The following is a 17,521-nucleotide window of genomic DNA, read 5'->3' on the forward strand; positions in this document are numbered from 1 at the left end:
AAGCAATAAAAGATAAGAAAAAATAAGCTGATATTTTAAACAAAAAACTAGGTGGAGGCTGTGCTAATGGCTCTCGATGAGTCCTGATAAGGTAATAAATACTATAATAACAGGCAATATTTAATAAACTAACAATAATAGTCAATATGAAATTAATCGTTGTTCGACTAATAAGAGCTAATGCTGTTAGAGTTATTATTATAAATAGAATCTTAAATGCCTTTTTCTCCATATTTAACACTACTCGCGTGCATTACACTCTATAGTTAGTTTACCAGTTTTTTCTGATTGAACAACCTTACTCATGGTTACATGGATGCTCATAGGGTCTTTTTCGCTATTTCTTGCTTGACTTCTTATATTAATTTGACTGTTGTTCTTTAGCAAAACTAGCTCAAATGAGCTTATCCACGGACGCTTCAATTCAGCATTAATTACTGTGGCAGATTTTATTTCCATAGTGATATTTTTGTTATGATATAGTGATTGAGTTTTTGTTGTATCTCTAGATAAATTGATAATATTGCTTTTTAGTATAGTAGGTTGGTTAGGGAAAAAGTTTTCATTTACAATAAAGCAACCTACTTTATTTAAAGGGAAGCTCTTTGAGTATGCAGTGCTGGTAAATACAAAGAATAAAATTAAAACTGTGATGGATGAATTTTTTATTTTCATAATTGACACTCCCATATCCCTATGGATAAAAAATCCCTTTTCCAGGGCTTATTCCATTTATTATTTGCCAGCGAAGCTTTTTTTCTAATTCCCACATGCCCCTTGAGAGTTCTCCAATAGTATTATCTTCTATTTCGCTTAATACTTGACTTAGCTTGTCAGTAATAAAAAACCTTTCATCAATACTATTTAAAGTATATCCGACTGCAATTCCAACGAAAATTGCTGCAACTAAAGGAGCCGCTGCTACAGTTGTTAATGAGCCTATAGCTGTTCCTGCTATTGCTGCTACAATACTACTAATGCCAACCTTTACCATGGATACTGCTAAATCTGCTACTAAATCAGTAAGTAATACTTCATCTTTGAGAATATGTTGAAGGATTATAAGAGGTACGGTTAGAAAAATTGTCAGTCTTGCGCCAGAGCGAATTGAATTTCTTAAGGCTGTTTTTCCTATCACCATGTCAACCACTTTGGCATTAGAGTCTAAATATTTTGTGCCAGTAAATATTGACCTAAGGCCTGCATGACCTTTAAAAATAACATACTGTTTTCCTTTTATGTTTTTTTCATAAACCCTTCCTAGAGCACCTATGTCACGAGCTATTTTAGTTACAGTTTTAATGTCCATAACTGTTGGTACGTAACCAGAGACATTTTTTGTTACATTAATTACATCATCTAGGGATAATTTATTATATAGTTCTGTTAGTTGGTCTACAGATAATATGTATAGAGTTTGACTGTTATTCTCAATCGACTTTTTCAGTTCTTCTTTAGCTAGCTTATCAGAGCGATCCATGCTTATATCCTTAAGTTTTCATCTTGAACTTGTCTTATCATCGCTAAGATACGGTATATTGTATCTAATATCAATATTCATTCTCTTTTCACGAAGAAAATATTTGATTAAGTCATGTGCATGAGATAATTTTTTGTGTGGTAGTTATCCAAGGCACTAATCTCTACTATGAACCAGAACAACCTTAATTAACCTATCTTTTTATTAAGTAATTGCACGACTGAAAGATTACTGTTCACCAAATTGTAAGTCTGCCAAGCGCTTATATAAAGTACAGCTTTTTAGTAGTTCAGGGTGGGTGCCTTGGGCGATGATTTCCCCTTGATCCATGACGATAATGCGGTCTGCGTTTAATACAGTGGCGAGCCGGTGGGCGATGACAAGGGTGGTTCTATCTGCCATCAATAATGAGAGTGCTGCTTGTACCTTGTTTTCACTTTGTGCATCGAGGGCACTGGTGGCTTCGTCGAGTAGCAATATTGGCGCGTCTTTTAAGATGGCTCGAGCTATAGCAATTCGTTGTCGTTGACCGCCGGATAGGCGCACACCATCTTCCCCGAGTCGAGTCTCATAGGCTTTGTCCAAGCGTTGAATAAACTCATCGGCATTGGCTTTTTTTGCGGCCTCTTGAATGGCTTGTTCGGTGGCATTGCGATTGGCATAACCTAGGTTATCCGCGACGCTTTGATCAAACAGGGCCGTTTCTTGGGGCACCAAGGCCAGTTGGTGACGCCAAGCACTCAAGTCATAGTCTTTGATATTGTGACCTGCAAAACATATTTGCCCCTGTTGAGGATCATAAAACCTTAACAAGAGTTCAAAAATGGTCGATTTCCCCGCGCCAGATGGGCCAACGAGGGCAATGGTTTCACCTTGCTTAATGGTAAAACTAAGATGTTTTAGGACAGGCGTTGTTGGACGCGTTGGGTAGCAAAAAGTAATGTCTTTTAAGGCTAATAGAGTGTTGTTTATGGCGGCCTGCTGTTGATCTGAGGTATGTTGAGGCCTAGTGCTTTGTTCAAAAAATGGTGGAATAGGTTGTTTGCCACTGATTATATCGCTCTTTTCGTTGAGCAATTCCATAATGCGCTCGGCGGCTCCTGAGGCCCGTTGCAATTCTCCCATGACTTCAGATAATGCCGTAATGGAGCCAGCAACAATAATGGCGTAGAACAAGAAACTGGCTAAGTCGCCAGCGCTTATTGCACCAGAAATAACGTCTTTGCCACCAAACCAAAGCATGACACCAATGCCGCCCATGGAGAGTAAAATAGCCATCAAGGCGAGCCAAGAGCGCTGTAAAATACGTTTTACACTGACACGGAAGGCTTGTTCTACTGCTCCAGCAAAGCGTTGTTCATCGTGGTTTTCATGGGTATATGCTTGAACCACTTTGATATGGCGTAACGCCTGTGACAAATAGCGCCCAACATTGGCGATTTCATCTTGGCTATTGCGAGATAATCGACGTACTCGTCGACCAAAATACAACACGGGCGCTACGACAAAAGGCACACAGACGAGTAAAATCAGGGTTAACTTAAAATGCATCACCAACAGAAAAATAATACCGCCGAGCAGCATTAAGCTGCTGCGCAAGGCAATGGATAAAGAAGAGCCAATGACACTCTGTAAGAGAGTGGTATCTGAGGTAATGCGTGATTGAATTTCGCTTGGTGAGTTATCCTCGAAAAAAGAAGGGGATAGGGTCAGCAAATGAGCAAAGACGGCTTTACGTATATCCGCAACCACTCGTTCTCCAATCCATGACACAAGGAAGAATCGGCAGAAACTGCCAACGCCTAATAGCAGTACCAAACTCAGAAAAACCACTAAGGCTTTGGTCAAATCCGCTTCTGAACCGGAGGCTAAGCCTCGATCAATTAAAAACTGTATGCCTTTACCGAGACTCAACATGGCGCCAGCGGTAATCACTAAAGCGATAAGCGCAAAAATAACCTGAAGGCGATAAGGCCGTAAAAATGCTAGAAAGGTTTTTAAGCCTGCGCCGAAGTGCGTTTTGTTACCAGATAGCATAGCGGGAATCGCCTCGTTTTGTCCCTTTCCTGTACCCTGTTGCTCTGACTTATTGCCTGTATTCAACAATAGTTTCCCTTAATGTATTTAGTTCGCGAGCACGTCTTATACCATGGTGGACGGTGTTGAGCGAGTGCCTGTTAACTTAGATAGAGCTTCAATCAGATGCATAGCGTTTTAAGTAAGTTGGCTAAAGGATTACAGCATTTTGTGCTAAATCGTGGTGAGGGTTCAAGGTAACGTACCTTACGGGGTCTTTTATAATGGTTACCTCACCATAATGGCCTTGGTCCTTATTTTCAGTATTTGCACCACAACAAAGAGACTGTATATGTCATCGTTACTTAAAACCATTGAACAGAATCCGGTAGAGTTACCCAGAGAATCTCGTGTGCTGCCAGAGCGGTTGATAGAGGGGAATCCTTTATTAAAAACTTGGGTTGCAGATTTGTCCCGCGATGGAGAGGTTAATACAGGTATATGGCAAGCCACTCCAGGGACAAGTCGGTCTCTAAAAGGCGATAGCTTCGAGTTTTGTTATTTACTGGAAGGTGTTGTTGAGTTAACCCCTGAAGGGGGTGACCCAGTAATCTATAAAGCTGGCGATTGCTTTGTATTAAAGCCTGGATATAAGGGCGTGTGGCGTACGATTGAAACGGTTAAGAAAATTTATGTCTCAGTAGGGTAATGTTTGGTGGTTTAGATAAGCAAAAGTCGCTTATCGATCGCTTTGGTAGCGAGCACAGCTTTGCCCTGAATGTCAAAAATAGAGAGGGAAGGTAAATGAAAACACTATTGCTCAACAAAGAGCAGGTAAGCACGTTAATATCGATGCCGGAAGTCATAGTCACGGTGGAAGAGGCATATAAGGCTTTTAACCGTCATCAAGTTGTTCAACCGGATTATATAGGAATACATTTGCCTTCCCCTCGTGGTGAGATTGACTTTAAGCTTAGCTATTTTGAGCCCGATGAAATGATCTCGATGAAAGCCTCTTCGGGTGGCTTTATTAATAACCCTACCGACCATAAACTCCCTAAGAACATGGGGAGTATTCTTTTATTTGATGCACAAACGTGTGCGCTGATATGCGTTATGGACGGTAGTTTACTGACAGGCCTAAGAACGGGCGCATCTGGCGCGGTATCGGTGAAAGTTCTGGCAAGAAAAAATGCCCAAAAGGTGACCTCCATCGGCACAGGCAACCAAGCAAGAATGCAAATTCGAGCGATCAATGAAGTCATCAAAATTGAAGAAATTCATGCTTGGAGTAGAACACCGGAGGCTCTTCGCCAATATAAAGCTGATATCGAACGTGAATTCGGTATTCCGGTTATCATTGCGAACTCTAAAAAAGAAGCGGTTGAACAAGCCGATATTTTAATTACGACCACTCGGGGAACGGGCTCTCTGGTAGAAGCGGATTGGGTAAAACCTGGCACGCATATTATCGCTATTGGCAGTGATCAGCAGGGGAAACAAGAGCTAGACCCCGAAATCTTTAGGCATGCCAAAATAGTGAATGACTCCATGGAGCAGTGCACCGAGAAAGGTGAAACATGGCATCCGCTGAATCAAAATATTATTACCAAAGCGGACATTCACGCAGAAATAGGTGAGATATTGCTGGGTAACAAAACTGGAAGAGAAAATGATCACGAAATTACTATTTTCGACTCCACCGGAATGGCAATACAAGACAATACGTCAGCAAGCAAAATTTACCGTAATGCAATAGAGCAAAACATTGGCACAAGTTTTGAGTTTTTTAAGTGATACTTAGTTAAAAAAGCGGGTTAAAAAAGGTGTGAACAAGTCCTTTGGTCTTAGCATGTATATGCCTTCACGCATAGGACATTGGCCTAAATATTAACCATGGGTACAGCTTTATTTTACTGTTTTAAAGAATTTAGGGTCAGACGTTCAAAGGAGATCAGCACTATGCGCAATTACCCAACGATTGAGGACATTCGAGAGGCCCAAAAACGGCTGCAGCCTCATATCAAACATACCCCCTTGTTACGTGCTGAAAAAATAGAGCTAGGCCTTGGGTGCCAGCTTTATTTAAAGCCGGAAAATTTGCAAATCACGGGGGCATTTAAAATTCGAGGCGCACTCAACAAGACGCTCTCGTTGCCGAAAGAAGACATTGCCAACGGTATCATCGCAACCTCTTCAGGAAATCATGCTCAAGGGCTGGCATACGCAGCCAGAATGCTGGGAGTAAAAGCAATATTGGTGCTTCCCGTTACCACGCCCAAAATTAAAATCGAGAATACCAAAGCACTCGGCGCTGAGGTGGTTCTTTTTGATGGGGATACGGCGGCTAGATGGAAAAGAGTGTATGAAATTGCCGAAGAAAACCAATATGTCCCCGTTCATGCCTTTGAAGACCCTCTGGTGATGGCGGGTCAGGGAACCATAGGCTGTGAAATATTGCAGGATTTAGAGGATGTGGACACTGTTATTATCCCTATGGGGGGCGGTGGCCTTATTTCAGGGATCGCGACGGCGCTCAAAGAAATCAAACCATCGGTACGGGTTATCGGTGCTGAGCCTGCGTTAACACCGAAATACTATCACAGTAGAATCAACAAACAACGGACGTCGCTGCCGCTGAAAAATACCATTGCTGATGGACTAAGAATCAGTGTGCCAGGGCAAAATCCCTATCCGATTATTGAAAAATATGTTGATGAAATTATTTTGGTGGAGGATGAGTATATTATCGCTGGGATGCGTAGCCTTGCTAAAGATGCCAAATTAATTGCTGAACCCGCGGCTTCCATTGGTATTGGTGCCTTGCTCTCTGGCGCAGTCAAGGTTAAGCCGGATGAAAAGGTGTGTGTGGTACTGACGGGCGGGAATTGGGACTTAAGTGATCTTGCCGAGATTTACAAATAAGTCGACTAATTTACTTCTTAACTTACCACTTATTTGCTGTTTAGAAGACTCACCCAGGCGCTTAGTTCGATGGGTGAGCAAACCTCTGATCAATAGAAGAAATAAAAAAATGCCTTCTATCAGTATGACCTGAAGAAGGCATAATGAGGGAACACTATTAGGTTATCACTGTGCCATTGAGTTTATTTGTTCGACAATGGCCGTTCCCAGTTCTTGAGTGCTTGCTGTCCCTCCCATGTCACGGGTTAGACTATTTTTATTGCGTAATATACTTTCCATTGCATTGAGCAGAGTATCATGAATCTCTGGGTAGCCAAGGTGTTGCATCATCATCGCGCCTGCCCAGATGGTCCCCAGTGGATTGGCAATATTTTTCCCAGCAATATCGGGGGCTGAACCATGAACGGGCTCAAACATGGAAGGAAAGGTTTTTTCAGGGTTGATGTTGGCCGATGGTGCAATGGCGATGGTGCCAGTACAGGCAGGGCCGAGGTCGGAAAGAATGTCACCAAACAAGTTGGAGCCAACCACCACATCGAAATGCTCTGGCATCCGGACAAAATTCGCTGTGAGAATGTCAATATGGTATTGATCTACTTTGACCTCAGGGTATTGTTGCGCCATTAGGGCGACACGCTTATCCCAGTACGGCATAGAGTGATAGACACCGTTAGATTTTGTCGCGGAGCTAAGGTGTTTTTTCTCCCGACTTTGTGCTAACTCGAACGCGTATTTTAAGATACGATCTGTCCCATGACGGGTGAAGATGCTTTGTTGGGAAACAATCTCTCGTTCTGTGCCTTCGTATTGAATACCACCAATGGCGGAATATTCCCCTTCGACGTTTTCACGTACTACATAGAAGTCAATGTCGCCGGGGTGTTTGTTTGCTAATGGGCAAGGGACGCCATCAAACAGACGCACAGGACGCAGATTGACATATTGATCAAACGCGCGGCGTATAGGTAACAATAATCCCCATAACGAAATGTGGTCAGGTACCCCAGGAAAGCCAACGGCACCGAGATAAATCGCGTCGAATGCCTTGAGTTGCTCTAGGCCATCTTCTGGCATCATGCGTCCAGTTTTGTGGTAGGTTTCGCATGACCAATCAAAATGCGTCCATTCGTATTCTAGATGGCACTGTCGTCCTGCAGCTTCTAAGGCACGAATGCCTTCGGGAATGACTTCTGTTCCAATACCATCACCTGCAATGACGGCGATTTTGACTTTTTGCATGCCTTTCTCCACTTCTATCGTTATTCTTAGGGACATTTGCTCGAGACTTATTCATGGGTCTCTTTTGCTTATCTAACCAAGTGCTTGGTTGATTAATGCATATTGACGTAGTGTATTGTCTCTTTGTGGCATGTCACCACGTATCATTTCGACCACCGTATCCACTTGAGGCAAGCCTATTTCCTCTAGCCAAGTACTGAGCTGACTGCTTTGTGGCACATCGATCCGTACAAACTCATTGATATGCTGATTGATCAAGGATTGGATCATGGCCTTCGCTTGTTCTTGTGAGGAGGCGATGACAGGGCCAATGGCGTAACCACGGCCAAATTTACGTATGATGGCAAAACCTGTGATCTCACCTTGGCTTTCCGTTACGATACCTGTCGCTGATTTCAGTATTTCATTGAGAGCGGCTTCCCTTGCTAGACCGCATGATTTTTCAGCGAGTTCAACTATTTTCGCATGATCTGCTTGGACTATCTGACGTTGCATTTTTGTGAGATTAGCATCAACACTGTTGCTTGCTTCTACTATGGCTTGGTGTTGGTAGACTTTGCTGGCGGCACGAAAGCCGAAGCTTTCATATAAAGGTTGACCAGATGGTGTGGCGAATAAAAGCACATTTTTGTGATCACCGATTTTCTCCAAGACCCGCTCCATTAGTTTTCTACCAATGCCGTTACCTTGTTTTTCTGGTGACACAATCACCATGCCAAGAGAGGCGTAATGGTCACCATGATTCCAACATAAAACCGTTCCTATGGATTCTTGGTTATATTCGGCAATAAACCCAGTGCCGAGATGGTGAACCAGTTTCCAGTCGTCAATACGATGTGGCCATTTGACTAATTGAGATAATGAATAAGCGGCTGTTAGGTCATCTTCCGTCATGGGGCGATAACAAATCTGAAGGGGCTCTTTTGTTAAAGTCATCATGTTCTCCTCAAAATAATGACTATATTTTGGGGAGAGATAGGCGTAATTACTAGGACATTCTTGCCGTTAAATGAGAATTGATCTAAATACGGCAGCAAGCGCTAATAATGCTTTATCAGGGTGATAAATCTGCTGAAAGCCTATTTTATAACAGCATAATATTGTGATGGGGCGATGTAGCGAACAGCCACCAATCAAAAAAATGGGATGAATACGACGGCATTAGATGACAGTAGACCGAAATGGGCAGCCTTCAAGCATGGCGAGTGGCAAACATAATTCCATACAAAACTGTGTTTGCATCACTCTAACCAAGCAATAATGTGACGGATTAGGCAAGGGTATGGCTGACTAAAGCAAAGCTATGAAACTCACTGTCTTCTTTTTTGAACGATGGCCTTCTCATAGAGGTGACCGTATCAAATTCAGGCATGCCAGCTGCGATCAAAAAGGCCTTAAAGGTGTTGTCTTGTTGGGCCGTATCGATGCGCAGGAAATGCCCTGTATGTTGATTGATATGGGGGGCGATCAGCGCCATGGCATCGTCACCGTTTTGAGCAACAACTGGGCCAATGACGTGGCCACGACCAAACTTTCTACACAGGGCAAAGCCAATAATACGATTGTCACGAACCAATACCGAGCCTTGGGATTTCCCTAATACGGTTTCGATGATGTGTTTTCTATCAATGCCAAACGCACTTTTATCCAGTTGTAGAACACTTTGCCAATCATTGGCGTCGAGTTCTCTAATACCTTCGGTGACCGAAAGCTTGGATCGATCAACGGCAGCGGCAATGCCCTGATGTTGGAAAACCGGGGCAACCATTTGAAAATCTAACGATTGATAAAGGCGGTATCCCGCTCTGGTGGAGGTGAGCAAAATGTCGCGATTTTCACATTGCGCCATAATATGCTTCATGATCCAGCGTCCACCGCCTAATGCTTGCAGTCGAGGTGAGGTGATCACCATGCCGATGGTAGCGTAGTGCTCTCCCATGGGGAACCACATACCAGAAGCAACTACTCGGCCAATGGGGTCGCAGCCAACAACGCCCTTACCTAAGGTTAATAACACGCGCCAATCGGAAGGGCGATGGGGCCAGAGCACGGTAATAGAAAGCTCATGAAGCTTGTCTATGTCATCAGGCGTCATAGCCCTAATGGTCAGCTCGTAGGTTTTTAATCGCTTTGATGTCTCACAAGGCACGTCTGCCACCTCTATTTTTTCTACAAAACGCAGATTATCAATACTTGTATTAGTTTGTCATTGCATCCCTCTAAATACTAGGACGTTCTTGCCTAATATCTATAAGGAAAGGCGTGAGCAGCGGATTCGGCATCAATTAGCTAATCGTCTTGATATAAAGCTTGCTTTATATCGTCACCTCTCTTTTATCAGCATAAAACGCTTTTCTCCCGCGCTTAGAATAGAAAAAGCAGCCAATTTTCTGCTTACGAAGACCTGCATTATAGCAAGGTCAGTTCCTTAATTGGGTACGAAGACACTGGGAGATAAATGTATGGCCTCGTTTAATCCAAAGGATGTGAGGATTCCTAATAGTCATTTCATTGGTGGTAAAGCCATTAACAGTCGCGAAACAATCGATGTTTGGCGTCCGTCAGATGGTCAGGTTTACGCCTCTCTTTCCATAGCGGATTCTAATTTGGTCGATCAGGCCGTAGAAAATGCATGGCAAGCGTTCAAACAAAGCGACTGGGCCTCTCGGTCACCTCGTGATAGGGCTAAAGCGATGAAGCGTTGGGCGGCTTTGATTGAAGCGGATGTGAATACCTTGGCGCCCTTAGAAGCCGTAGGGTCGACGCGTCCGATTGCCGCCGCTGCGCAGTGGGATATTCCCTTTTGTGCCGAAGGTATCCGTTTTTTTGCCGAGTATGCTGATAAGTGCGGTGGGGAGGTGATCCCGACGGCAAATGGTAGTTTAGGCATGACGATTACTGAACCCTATGGGGTTATTGGTGCCATTGCACCCTGGAACTTTCCGTTGGTTATGGCGTCCTGGAAAGTAGCGCCAGCAATGGCAGCAGGTAATGCTGTGGTATTGAAACCATCGGAAATGACGCCGTTTAGTGTAGTGCGTTTGGCTGAGTTAGCCATAGAAGCGGGTATCCCCCCTGGTATTTTTAATGTCGTTCAAGGGGATGGTCGCGTGGGGGATGCTATTTGTCGTCATCCTCGAATTTCGAAAGTGACCTTTACTGGTTCCACCAAAACCGGTGCACTCATTATGACGGCTTGTGCACAAACCGGTACGAAACCTGTCACGCTAGAATTAGGGGGGAAAAGCCCGCAGTTGGTATTCGACGATATAAAAAATATCGATAAAGTGGCGCGCCGCATTGCCGGAGCCATTACCACCAATGCGGGTCAGGTCTGCGTCGCAGGTTCTCGTCTCTTGGTGCAAAAAGGGATTGCGGATCAGTTAGTGACGCGCATTTCCGAGCTCTTTTCTGAGCTGGTTTCGGGGCCAACCTGGCAAGATAGCACCACACTATCCCCGATTATTTCAACGCGAGAATTGGAACGCATTGACGGTGTGGTAAAGCGTACCGTGCAGCAAGGCGGTGAAATTTTAGTGGGCGGTTGTCGCTTACCTGAGCAAGATCAGAGCGCTTTCTATCAACCGACGATTTTAACCAAGGTCAATATGGGCATGGAAGGAGTGCGAGATGAAATCTTTGGTCCTGTCCTTTGTGTGGAAACCTTTGAAACAGATGATGATGCTTTGCAGTTAGCTTGTCACCCTTCTTATGGCCTATCCGCTGGTGTGCATACTGCAGATTTAAATCGTGCCATGCGTATGGTGAATGAGCTTGAAGCTGGGACTGTGTGGGTGAATCGTTATGGCCGTAGTTGGGATTTTGCTATACCCACAGGAGGTTTCAAAGGCTCTGGTATCGGTAAGGATCTTGGGCGCTATGCCTATGAAGCTAATCAAAAAGTGAAAAGTGTGTTAATCGATTTTACCAATGACGAAGCCTAATTGCGCGGGAAGAATAAAAAATTGCCCATTAACGACATTCTATTTTTATCCGGTAGATTGTGCCGAGGTGGGGGGGCAATTCCGTTGAAAATTCGTTACAGCAAAACAAAATCGGGCCAAATAGGCTTCGTTTTAGTGTTGTAATAAATCTATTGAATAGTTTTTGCACAAATAACCGCTGTTTTATTGAAATAAAAAATGAAGCACCGTATCGCTAAATGGAGAAAACCAATATGACTACCCTGAACCCAAAGTACATTACGTTTGATTGCTACGGCACTTTAGTTTATTTCGAAATGGCGCCGACTGCGCGTCGTGTATTTAAGGACCGTATCGCAGAAGAAGACATGGATCAGTTTATTGCAGACTTTTCTGCCTACCGTTTTGATGAAGTGCTTGGTGATTGGAAGCCTTATGATCAAGTCTTGTGCAACGCCGTGAAACGTACGTGTAAACGTTGGGGCATTGAGTACCGTGATAATGAAGGCATGATTTTTTATAACGCGGTGCCGACTTGGGGGCCTCATCCTGATGTGCCAGAGGCGCTAGCGCGTTTAGCTACAAAATTTAAGTTAGTGGGATTGACCAATGCCATGAATGAGCAAATTCCCCATAACATCGAGAAATTAGGGGCGCCTTTTCATGCGGTCTACACCGCAGAAGAAATTCAGTCTTATAAACCTCGTTTAAAAGGCTTTGAGTATATGTTGGAGAAATTGGGCTGTGGCCCAGAAGACATTCTGCATGTTTCCTCAAGTCTGCGTTATGACTTGATGTCCGCTCACGATATGGGCATTAAAAATAAGGTGTTCATTAACCGTGGCCATGAACCTTCAACGCCTTACTACGAATATCATGAAGTTAGCAGTTTGGCTGGTTTGGCGGATTTGTTAGGCGTTTAGTTTTTTATTCACTAGAAGGAATCATCATGAAGCTAGAGTCCTATTGGCTAGACACTGTATCCGCTTTTACGAAAGGGGAGCAGGGCCACGCATCAGGTCAGTATGATGTGGCGATTGTTGGCGGTGGCTTTACTGGTTTGTCGGCGGCCATTGCCCTTTCTAAGCAAGGGCTTTCAGTTGTGTTGCTTGAAGCAGGTCGTGTTGTTGGTGAAGCATCAGGTCGTAACGGTGGTCAGTGTAATGCAGGTCTAGCGCATGATTATGGCTCTCTGGCGCAGCGTATTGGTATGGAGAAAGCACGTGCTTTTTACCTTTCCTATATGGACGCGGTGGACACGGTTGCGGAGATGGTGAAAGAGGAAGAGATTGACTGTGATTTTACGCGCCATGGTCGACTGAAATTGGCGGCGAAACCTGCGCATTATGACAAGCTGGTTCGGGCTCATGAACGGTTAGTCAACGAGGTTGACTCTAACGTTGTCTTACTGAGCGCGAATCAGGTGCGTGATGAAGTCGGCTCTGAGCGGTTTTATGGTGGTCTGTTGCAAACGACCAGTGCACAAATGCACATCGGAAAGTTTGGTCTAGGGCTAGCGGATACTGCGGTGAAATATGGCGCGAAACTTTATGAATCCGCAGCAGTAACAGGGATTGAGCACATTTCTGCCGACCGTTATCAAGTGACCTCCAGTCGTGGCACGGTCATTGCTGATAAAGTATTACTGGCGACGGGAAGTTCTGCTAAAGGACCTTTTAGTTATTTTCGTCGACGCTTGGTTTCCGTGGGCAGTTTTATCATTGTTACGGAACCGTTAGCACCAGAACTTTTGGCGCGTCTCTTAGTCAAGCGACGTGGTTATGTGACCTCAAAAAACATCGGTAACTACTTTCGAGTCACTCCCGATAATCGCTTGCTCTTTGGTGGACGTGCTCGTTTTGCAATGTCTAATCCACGTTCAGATGAAAAAAGCGGTCATATTTTACAGGCGTCAATGGCACAAGTATTTCCGGCGCTTAGCAAGGTGCGTATCGACTACTGCTGGGGTGGTTTGGTGGACATGACGGCCGACCGCTTACCAAGAGCGGGTCAACACAAGGGCATGTATTACTCGCTCGGCTACAGTGGACATGGGGTTCAGATGTCAACGCATATGGGGAATGTAATGGCTCAAGTGATGATGGGGAATGAGATCGTCAATCCATGGCGTGATCTGGATTGGGCGCCAGTGCCGGGCCACTTTGGTAAACCTTGGTTCTTGCCCTTCGTAGGCGCCTATTACCGTTTTCAGGATTTGATTCACTGATGCTTTTTAAGAGTTGGGGATCAAAGAAACATGGAAAGAATAATCAAACGTAAGGATAGAGAAAAACCGATATGAATGTATCGCAAAGAGAGTCTTAAATACTGCTAAAAGACACTCAAATGGCAATAAAAAAAAGTAATACAAGCCTATAAAACAAGAAGAGCAAACAACCAAGACAGAACAACTCACAAAAGGAACCATAAAATGAAAGAAGACAAAAAGCGTTCGTTAGTGGATCAACAGAGTTCAAATATATTAACACAAGGGGTTTCACGGCGTCAGGTGCTGCGAGGTATGGTGACCTCGGGGGTCGTTGCCGCAGGATCTGGTCTTTTGACACCAGGCTCTTCTTTGGCATATGCAAATACTGATGAGCCTAAATATGGTGGCAATATTAAAGTGGCCACTCAATCGGGTTCCACTTCTGATACATTAGATCCTGCCCATGGCTCAGGGTCCTCAGATTATACCCGTCAATATATGTTCTATAACGGTCTAACCGTTTTGGATAGAACGCTTACTCCGCAAATGGAACTGGCTGAGTCGTTTGAGACAAAAGATGCTCAATATTGGGTGATAAAGCTCCGTAAAGATGTCCTGTTTCATGATGGAAAGCCTTTTACGTCTGCTGATGTTCTATTCACTTTGAATCGTCATAAAGACCCAAAAACCAGCTCTAAAGTGGCGGCTGTCGCCAAACAAATGGTCGAGATTACCGCCAAAGGTCCCCATGAAGTACATATTACCCTAGCCGCTAAAAATGCGGATTTGCCTGCCATTTTGGGGGTGGTTCATTTTCTTATCGTACGTGATGGCACGACAGATTTCAGTAAAGGGAATGGGACAGGACCTTTCCTATGTACTGTATTTCAACCTGGCGTTCATTCCATCGCTACGCGCAACCCAAATTATTGGAAAAAAGGTCTTCCGTATTTGGACACTGTAGAACTCTTTTCGATTCCAGATCAATCCGCTCGTGTGAATGCCTTGTTAGCCGGGGATGTGCAGCTTATTAATTCGGTGAACCCACGGGCCATTGACACATTGAATGCCAGTCCATTGGTGAAGGTTTACCACGCGGACTCTGGGGGTTATACGGACTTGATTATGCGTGATCAGCTTGGTCCAATGAAAAACCCTGATTTTGTGAAGGGCATGAAATACATCATGAATCGTGAGCAAATTCTTAATGTGGCTTGTCGTGGTTTTGGACGAATTGGCAACGATCAGCCCATTCCCAAAGGACATCGTTATTATAATAGCGCGCTGCCACAGACAACTTACGATCCAGATAAAGCCAAATATCACTTCAAAAAGGCGGGTGTGCTGGGAAGCAGTATTCCCATGGTGGCCTCTTCTGCTGCCGATAACTCGGTTGAGATGGCTCAGTTGATCCAATTAACAGCGCAAGGCGTGGGGCTTAATTTGCAAGTGAAACGCGTGCCCGCAGATGGCTATTGGTCAAATCACTGGATGAAAGACACCTTAGGATTTGGGAATATTAACCCTCGGCCAACGGCAGATTTAATGTTTACTTTGTTTTTTCAATCGAATGCCGCTTGGAACGAATCGGGTTGGAAAAATGCGCAGTTTGATAAGTTGCTGGTGGCCGCACGTGGTGAAACTGATGATGCTAAGCGTAAGCAAATGTACGGTGAGATGGAGACACTCATCCATGATCAGAGTGGTATTGGTATCCCAATCTTTAGCAGCATTAATGATGCGGCTAGCCGCAAGATAGGCGGTTATAAACCTCATCCTTTGGGTGGCTTGATGGCGTACATGTTTGCCGAGCATGTTTGGCTGGAAGCGTAAGTTTCGATTCCTTCTTAACCACACTAGCGTTGCGGCAATAGGCCGCAACGCTCTGCTCAAAAGGTGAACCATGAATAAAACCGTTTTAAGGCTTATCATTAATCGAATTGGATTGGGGATATTAACCTTATGGATCGTCTCATTAGTGGTCTTTTTTATTACCAATTTATTACCCGGTGATGCCGCCCAAGAGCTATTAGGTCAAGCATCGACAGTACAGACTCTGGATGCTTTAAGGGCCAAATTGGGGTTAGATCTCCCCCTCTACGTGCGTTATTTTCACTGGTTAGGCGGGATGCTGGTAGGGGATGCGGGGACATCAATGGTCAACGGTATTCCTATCTCGCAGTTAATTTGGTCTCGTTTACCCAATACGCTTCTTTTAGCGGCCTTTGTAACCTTGGTATCTGTGCCTGTCGCCATGTTCATTGGTATTGTTTCTGCCATGTATCGCGGCTCGTGGTTTGATCGTTATATCAATATTCTGGCGGTATGTGCTGTCTCTGTGCCCGAGTTTTTAATTGCGACCATCGCAGTGCTTATTTTTGCGGTAAAACTTGGCTGGTTATCGGCTTTGTCTCATATAGAGAATGCGCATACCTTTGGTGAAATGCTGAAAGTCTTTGCCATGCCTGTGTTGACTCTGTGCAGTGTCTTGGTTGCTCAGATGGCACGTATGACCCGTGCAGCAGTAATTGATCAGTTAAGTTCGTCATATGTTGAAATGGCATTGTTAAAGGGGGCGAGTCCCATTCGTATGGTACTACGGCATGCCTTGCCTAATGCCATTGGACCCATTGCAAATGCTATCGCCTTGAGTCTGTCCTACCTTTTAGGTGGCGTTATCATTGTTGAGTCCATTTTTAATTACCCTGGTATTGCCACTCTGATGCTCAATGCTGTGAGCTCAAGGGATATGCCATTGATTCAAGCCTGTGCCATGTTGTTCTGTTTTGGGTATCTGGTCATGGTGCTGATGGCGGATATTAGCGAAATTGTTTCCAATCCGAGGTTACGAAAATGAATACACATACTTCTTCTGTTACGGCAGCTGAACCGACACAGAAAGCCTCTTTTTCCTCACGTTTTCATGTTCGTTCGATCAGTGGTTTGATCGGCCTGATCTTAGTCGGGTTCTGGTTAGTGATTTCGGTTATTGGTCCGATGCTTTCGCCTTATCCCCCTAATGATTTTGTTAGTAATACGGTGTTTGGCCCGATGAGTATGAAGCACTTTTTTGGGACAGATTATTTGGGACGGGATATGTTTAGTCGGGTTTTAGCTGGCACCCCCTATACTATAGGTGTTGCTCTAGCGGCTACCGTCGCGGCCTGTTTGGCTGGGGTGATTTCAGGGCTGGTGGCAGCCGCTGCCACCAGCTGGGTCGATATGACGATTAGCCGAACCCAAGATGCGCTGATTTCCATACCCAGTAAAATGTTTGCTTTGATTATGGTGGCATCGTTTGGTTCTTCTGTACCGATTCTAATTTTAACCGCCGCCATTGCTTATATGCCAGGCAGCTTTCGTATTGCGCGTTCTCTAGCGGTAAATGTGATGACGCTGGATTATGTACAAGTGGCGCGCCTTCGTGGAGAGTCCATGCCCTATATCATCTTTAAAGAAGTGTTGCCGAATATGTTTCGCCCTGTGCTGACCGATTTTGGATTGCGCTTTGTTTTCATTGTTTTGTTGTTGAGTGCTATGAGTTTCTTAGGTCTGGGTATTCAGCCACCTGAAGCGGATTGGGGGTCATTGGTGCGAGAAAATATAGGTGGTCTAAGTAGTGGGGCTCCAGCGGTCATTATGCCAGCGATTGCCATTGCCACGTTGACGATTGGCGTTAATTTGCTCATCGACAGTATTGGCAGTAAATCGGTACAACATTGAGGGGAG

At 44.5% G+C, this 17,521-nt stretch carries 15 protein-coding genes; 9 read left to right on the forward strand and 6 right to left on the reverse strand.

What is annotated here, in order from left to right:
* Positions 1-240: 240 nt before the first annotated feature.
* The 3 genes from AC0VYI_RS05330 to AC0VYI_RS05340 form a co-directional block, all read right to left on the reverse strand.
* Positions 241-675 carry a hypothetical protein gene (locus AC0VYI_RS05330; protein ID WP_475447800.1) on the reverse strand — a complete coding sequence of 145 codons (435 nt, stop codon included), beginning with the start codon at positions 673-675 and terminating at the stop codon, positions 241-243.
* Positions 676-694: 19 nt separating this feature from the next.
* Complete coding sequence (locus AC0VYI_RS05335) at positions 695-1,480, reverse strand: hypothetical protein (RefSeq protein ID WP_475447802.1); 786 nt, start codon at positions 1,478-1,480, stop codon at positions 695-697.
* A gap of 228 nt (positions 1,481-1,708) precedes the next feature.
* Complete coding sequence (locus tag AC0VYI_RS05340) at positions 1,709-3,517, reverse strand: ABC transporter transmembrane domain-containing protein (RefSeq protein ID WP_475449792.1); 1,809 nt, start codon at positions 3,515-3,517, stop codon at positions 1,709-1,711.
* A 331-nt stretch (positions 3,518-3,848) separates the two neighbouring features.
* On the opposite strand from AC0VYI_RS05340, the gene AC0VYI_RS05345 reads away from it, so the two are divergent.
* The 3 genes from AC0VYI_RS05345 to AC0VYI_RS05355 all read left to right on the forward strand — a co-directional run bounded on the left by AC0VYI_RS05345 (position 3,849) and on the right by AC0VYI_RS05355 (position 6,421).
* Complete coding sequence (locus tag AC0VYI_RS05345; RefSeq protein ID WP_199478606.1) at positions 3,849-4,205, forward strand: cupin domain-containing protein; 357 nt, start codon at positions 3,849-3,851, stop codon at positions 4,203-4,205.
* Between the two features lie 95 nt (positions 4,206-4,300).
* Positions 4,301-5,293, forward strand: coding sequence for an ornithine cyclodeaminase family protein (locus AC0VYI_RS05350; RefSeq protein ID WP_475447804.1), 993 nt, complete (start codon positions 4,301-4,303; stop codon positions 5,291-5,293).
* Between the two features lie 165 nt (positions 5,294-5,458).
* A complete protein-coding gene (locus AC0VYI_RS05355; RefSeq protein ID WP_475447806.1) occupies positions 5,459-6,421 on the forward strand; it encodes a threonine ammonia-lyase in 963 nt (320 codons plus the stop codon).
* A 165-nt stretch (positions 6,422-6,586) separates the two neighbouring features.
* On the opposite strand, the gene AC0VYI_RS05360 is transcribed toward AC0VYI_RS05355, so the two are convergent.
* The 3 genes from AC0VYI_RS05360 to AC0VYI_RS05370 all read right to left on the reverse strand — a co-directional run bounded on the left by AC0VYI_RS05360 (position 6,587) and on the right by AC0VYI_RS05370 (position 9,809).
* Complete coding sequence (locus AC0VYI_RS05360; protein WP_475447808.1) at positions 6,587-7,660, reverse strand: tartrate dehydrogenase; 1,074 nt, start codon at positions 7,658-7,660, stop codon at positions 6,587-6,589.
* Between the two features lie 72 nt (positions 7,661-7,732).
* Positions 7,733-8,599, reverse strand: coding sequence for a GNAT family N-acetyltransferase (locus AC0VYI_RS05365; protein ID WP_475447810.1), 867 nt, complete (start codon positions 8,597-8,599; stop codon positions 7,733-7,735).
* 331 nt (positions 8,600-8,930) lie between these two features.
* Positions 8,931-9,809 carry a GNAT family N-acetyltransferase gene (locus AC0VYI_RS05370; protein ID WP_475447812.1) on the reverse strand — a complete coding sequence of 293 codons (879 nt, stop codon included), beginning with the start codon at positions 9,807-9,809 and terminating at the stop codon, positions 8,931-8,933.
* Between the two features lie 313 nt (positions 9,810-10,122).
* Here AC0VYI_RS05370 and AC0VYI_RS05375 point away from each other — a divergent pair, with 313 nt between their 5' ends.
* From AC0VYI_RS05375 to AC0VYI_RS05400, 6 genes are all read left to right on the forward strand, one after another.
* Positions 10,123-11,604 carry an aldehyde dehydrogenase family protein gene (locus AC0VYI_RS05375; protein WP_475447814.1) on the forward strand — a complete coding sequence of 494 codons (1,482 nt, stop codon included), beginning with the start codon at positions 10,123-10,125 and terminating at the stop codon, positions 11,602-11,604.
* 233 nt (positions 11,605-11,837) lie between these two features.
* On the forward strand, positions 11,838-12,506 hold the full coding sequence (locus AC0VYI_RS05380) for a haloacid dehalogenase type II (protein WP_199478612.1): 669 nt from the start codon (positions 11,838-11,840) through the stop codon (positions 12,504-12,506).
* 26 nt (positions 12,507-12,532) lie between these two features.
* Entirely contained in the window at positions 12,533-13,810 is a 1,278-nt protein-coding gene (locus AC0VYI_RS05385; protein WP_475447815.1) for an NAD(P)/FAD-dependent oxidoreductase, read from the forward strand.
* 204 nt (positions 13,811-14,014) lie between these two features.
* Positions 14,015-15,625: an ABC transporter substrate-binding protein gene (locus AC0VYI_RS05390; protein WP_475447817.1), complete on the forward strand. Its 1,611-nt coding sequence runs from the start codon at positions 14,015-14,017 to the stop codon at positions 15,623-15,625.
* Between the two features lie 70 nt (positions 15,626-15,695).
* The gene (locus tag AC0VYI_RS05395) at positions 15,696-16,649 is read left to right on the forward strand and encodes an ABC transporter permease (protein ID WP_199478615.1); all 954 of its coding nucleotides are present in this window, start codon (positions 15,696-15,698) and stop codon (positions 16,647-16,649) included.
* Positions 16,646-17,515, forward strand: a complete 870-nt coding sequence (locus AC0VYI_RS05400; RefSeq protein WP_199478616.1) for an ABC transporter permease — start codon at positions 16,646-16,648, stop codon at positions 17,513-17,515. The genes AC0VYI_RS05395 and AC0VYI_RS05400 overlap by 4 nt, the downstream gene beginning before the upstream one ends.
* Positions 17,516-17,521: the final 6 nt, after the last annotated feature.

It is taken from the genome of Marinomonas sp. 63XJN7_9_ISO-PGPR-S23-217 (genome assembly GCF_056173515.1).

Bases quoted from the DNA above. Each gene is read 5' to 3' on its own strand.
- AC0VYI_RS05380 (WP_199478612.1), top strand. From the start codon at position 11,838: ATGACTACCCTGAACCCAAAGTACATTACGTTTGATTGCTACGGCACT.
- AC0VYI_RS05340 (WP_475449792.1), bottom strand. From the start codon at position 3,517: ATGCTATCTGGTAACAAAACGCACTTCGGCGCAGGCTTAAAAACCTTT.
- AC0VYI_RS05355 (WP_475447806.1), top strand. From the start codon at position 5,459: ATGCGCAATTACCCAACGATTGAGGACATTCGAGAGGCCCAAAAACGG.
- AC0VYI_RS05395 (WP_199478615.1), top strand. From the start codon at position 15,696: ATGAATAAAACCGTTTTAAGGCTTATCATTAATCGAATTGGATTGGGG.
- AC0VYI_RS05400 (WP_199478616.1), top strand. From the start codon at position 16,646: ATGAATACACATACTTCTTCTGTTACGGCAGCTGAACCGACACAGAAA.
- AC0VYI_RS05335 (WP_475447802.1), bottom strand. From the start codon at position 1,480: ATGGATCGCTCTGATAAGCTAGCTAAAGAAGAACTGAAAAAGTCGATT.
- AC0VYI_RS05385 (WP_475447815.1), top strand. From the start codon at position 12,533: ATGAAGCTAGAGTCCTATTGGCTAGACACTGTATCCGCTTTTACGAAA.
- AC0VYI_RS05360 (WP_475447808.1), bottom strand. From the start codon at position 7,660: ATGCAAAAAGTCAAAATCGCCGTCATTGCAGGTGATGGTATTGGAACA.
- AC0VYI_RS05375 (WP_475447814.1), top strand. From the start codon at position 10,123: ATGGCCTCGTTTAATCCAAAGGATGTGAGGATTCCTAATAGTCATTTC.
- AC0VYI_RS05345 (WP_199478606.1), top strand. From the start codon at position 3,849: ATGTCATCGTTACTTAAAACCATTGAACAGAATCCGGTAGAGTTACCC.
- AC0VYI_RS05390 (WP_475447817.1), top strand. From the start codon at position 14,015: ATGAAAGAAGACAAAAAGCGTTCGTTAGTGGATCAACAGAGTTCAAAT.
- AC0VYI_RS05330 (WP_475447800.1), bottom strand. From the start codon at position 675: ATGAAAATAAAAAATTCATCCATCACAGTTTTAATTTTATTCTTTGTA.
- AC0VYI_RS05350 (WP_475447804.1), top strand. From the start codon at position 4,301: ATGAAAACACTATTGCTCAACAAAGAGCAGGTAAGCACGTTAATATCG.
- AC0VYI_RS05365 (WP_475447810.1), bottom strand. From the start codon at position 8,599: ATGATGACTTTAACAAAAGAGCCCCTTCAGATTTGTTATCGCCCCATG.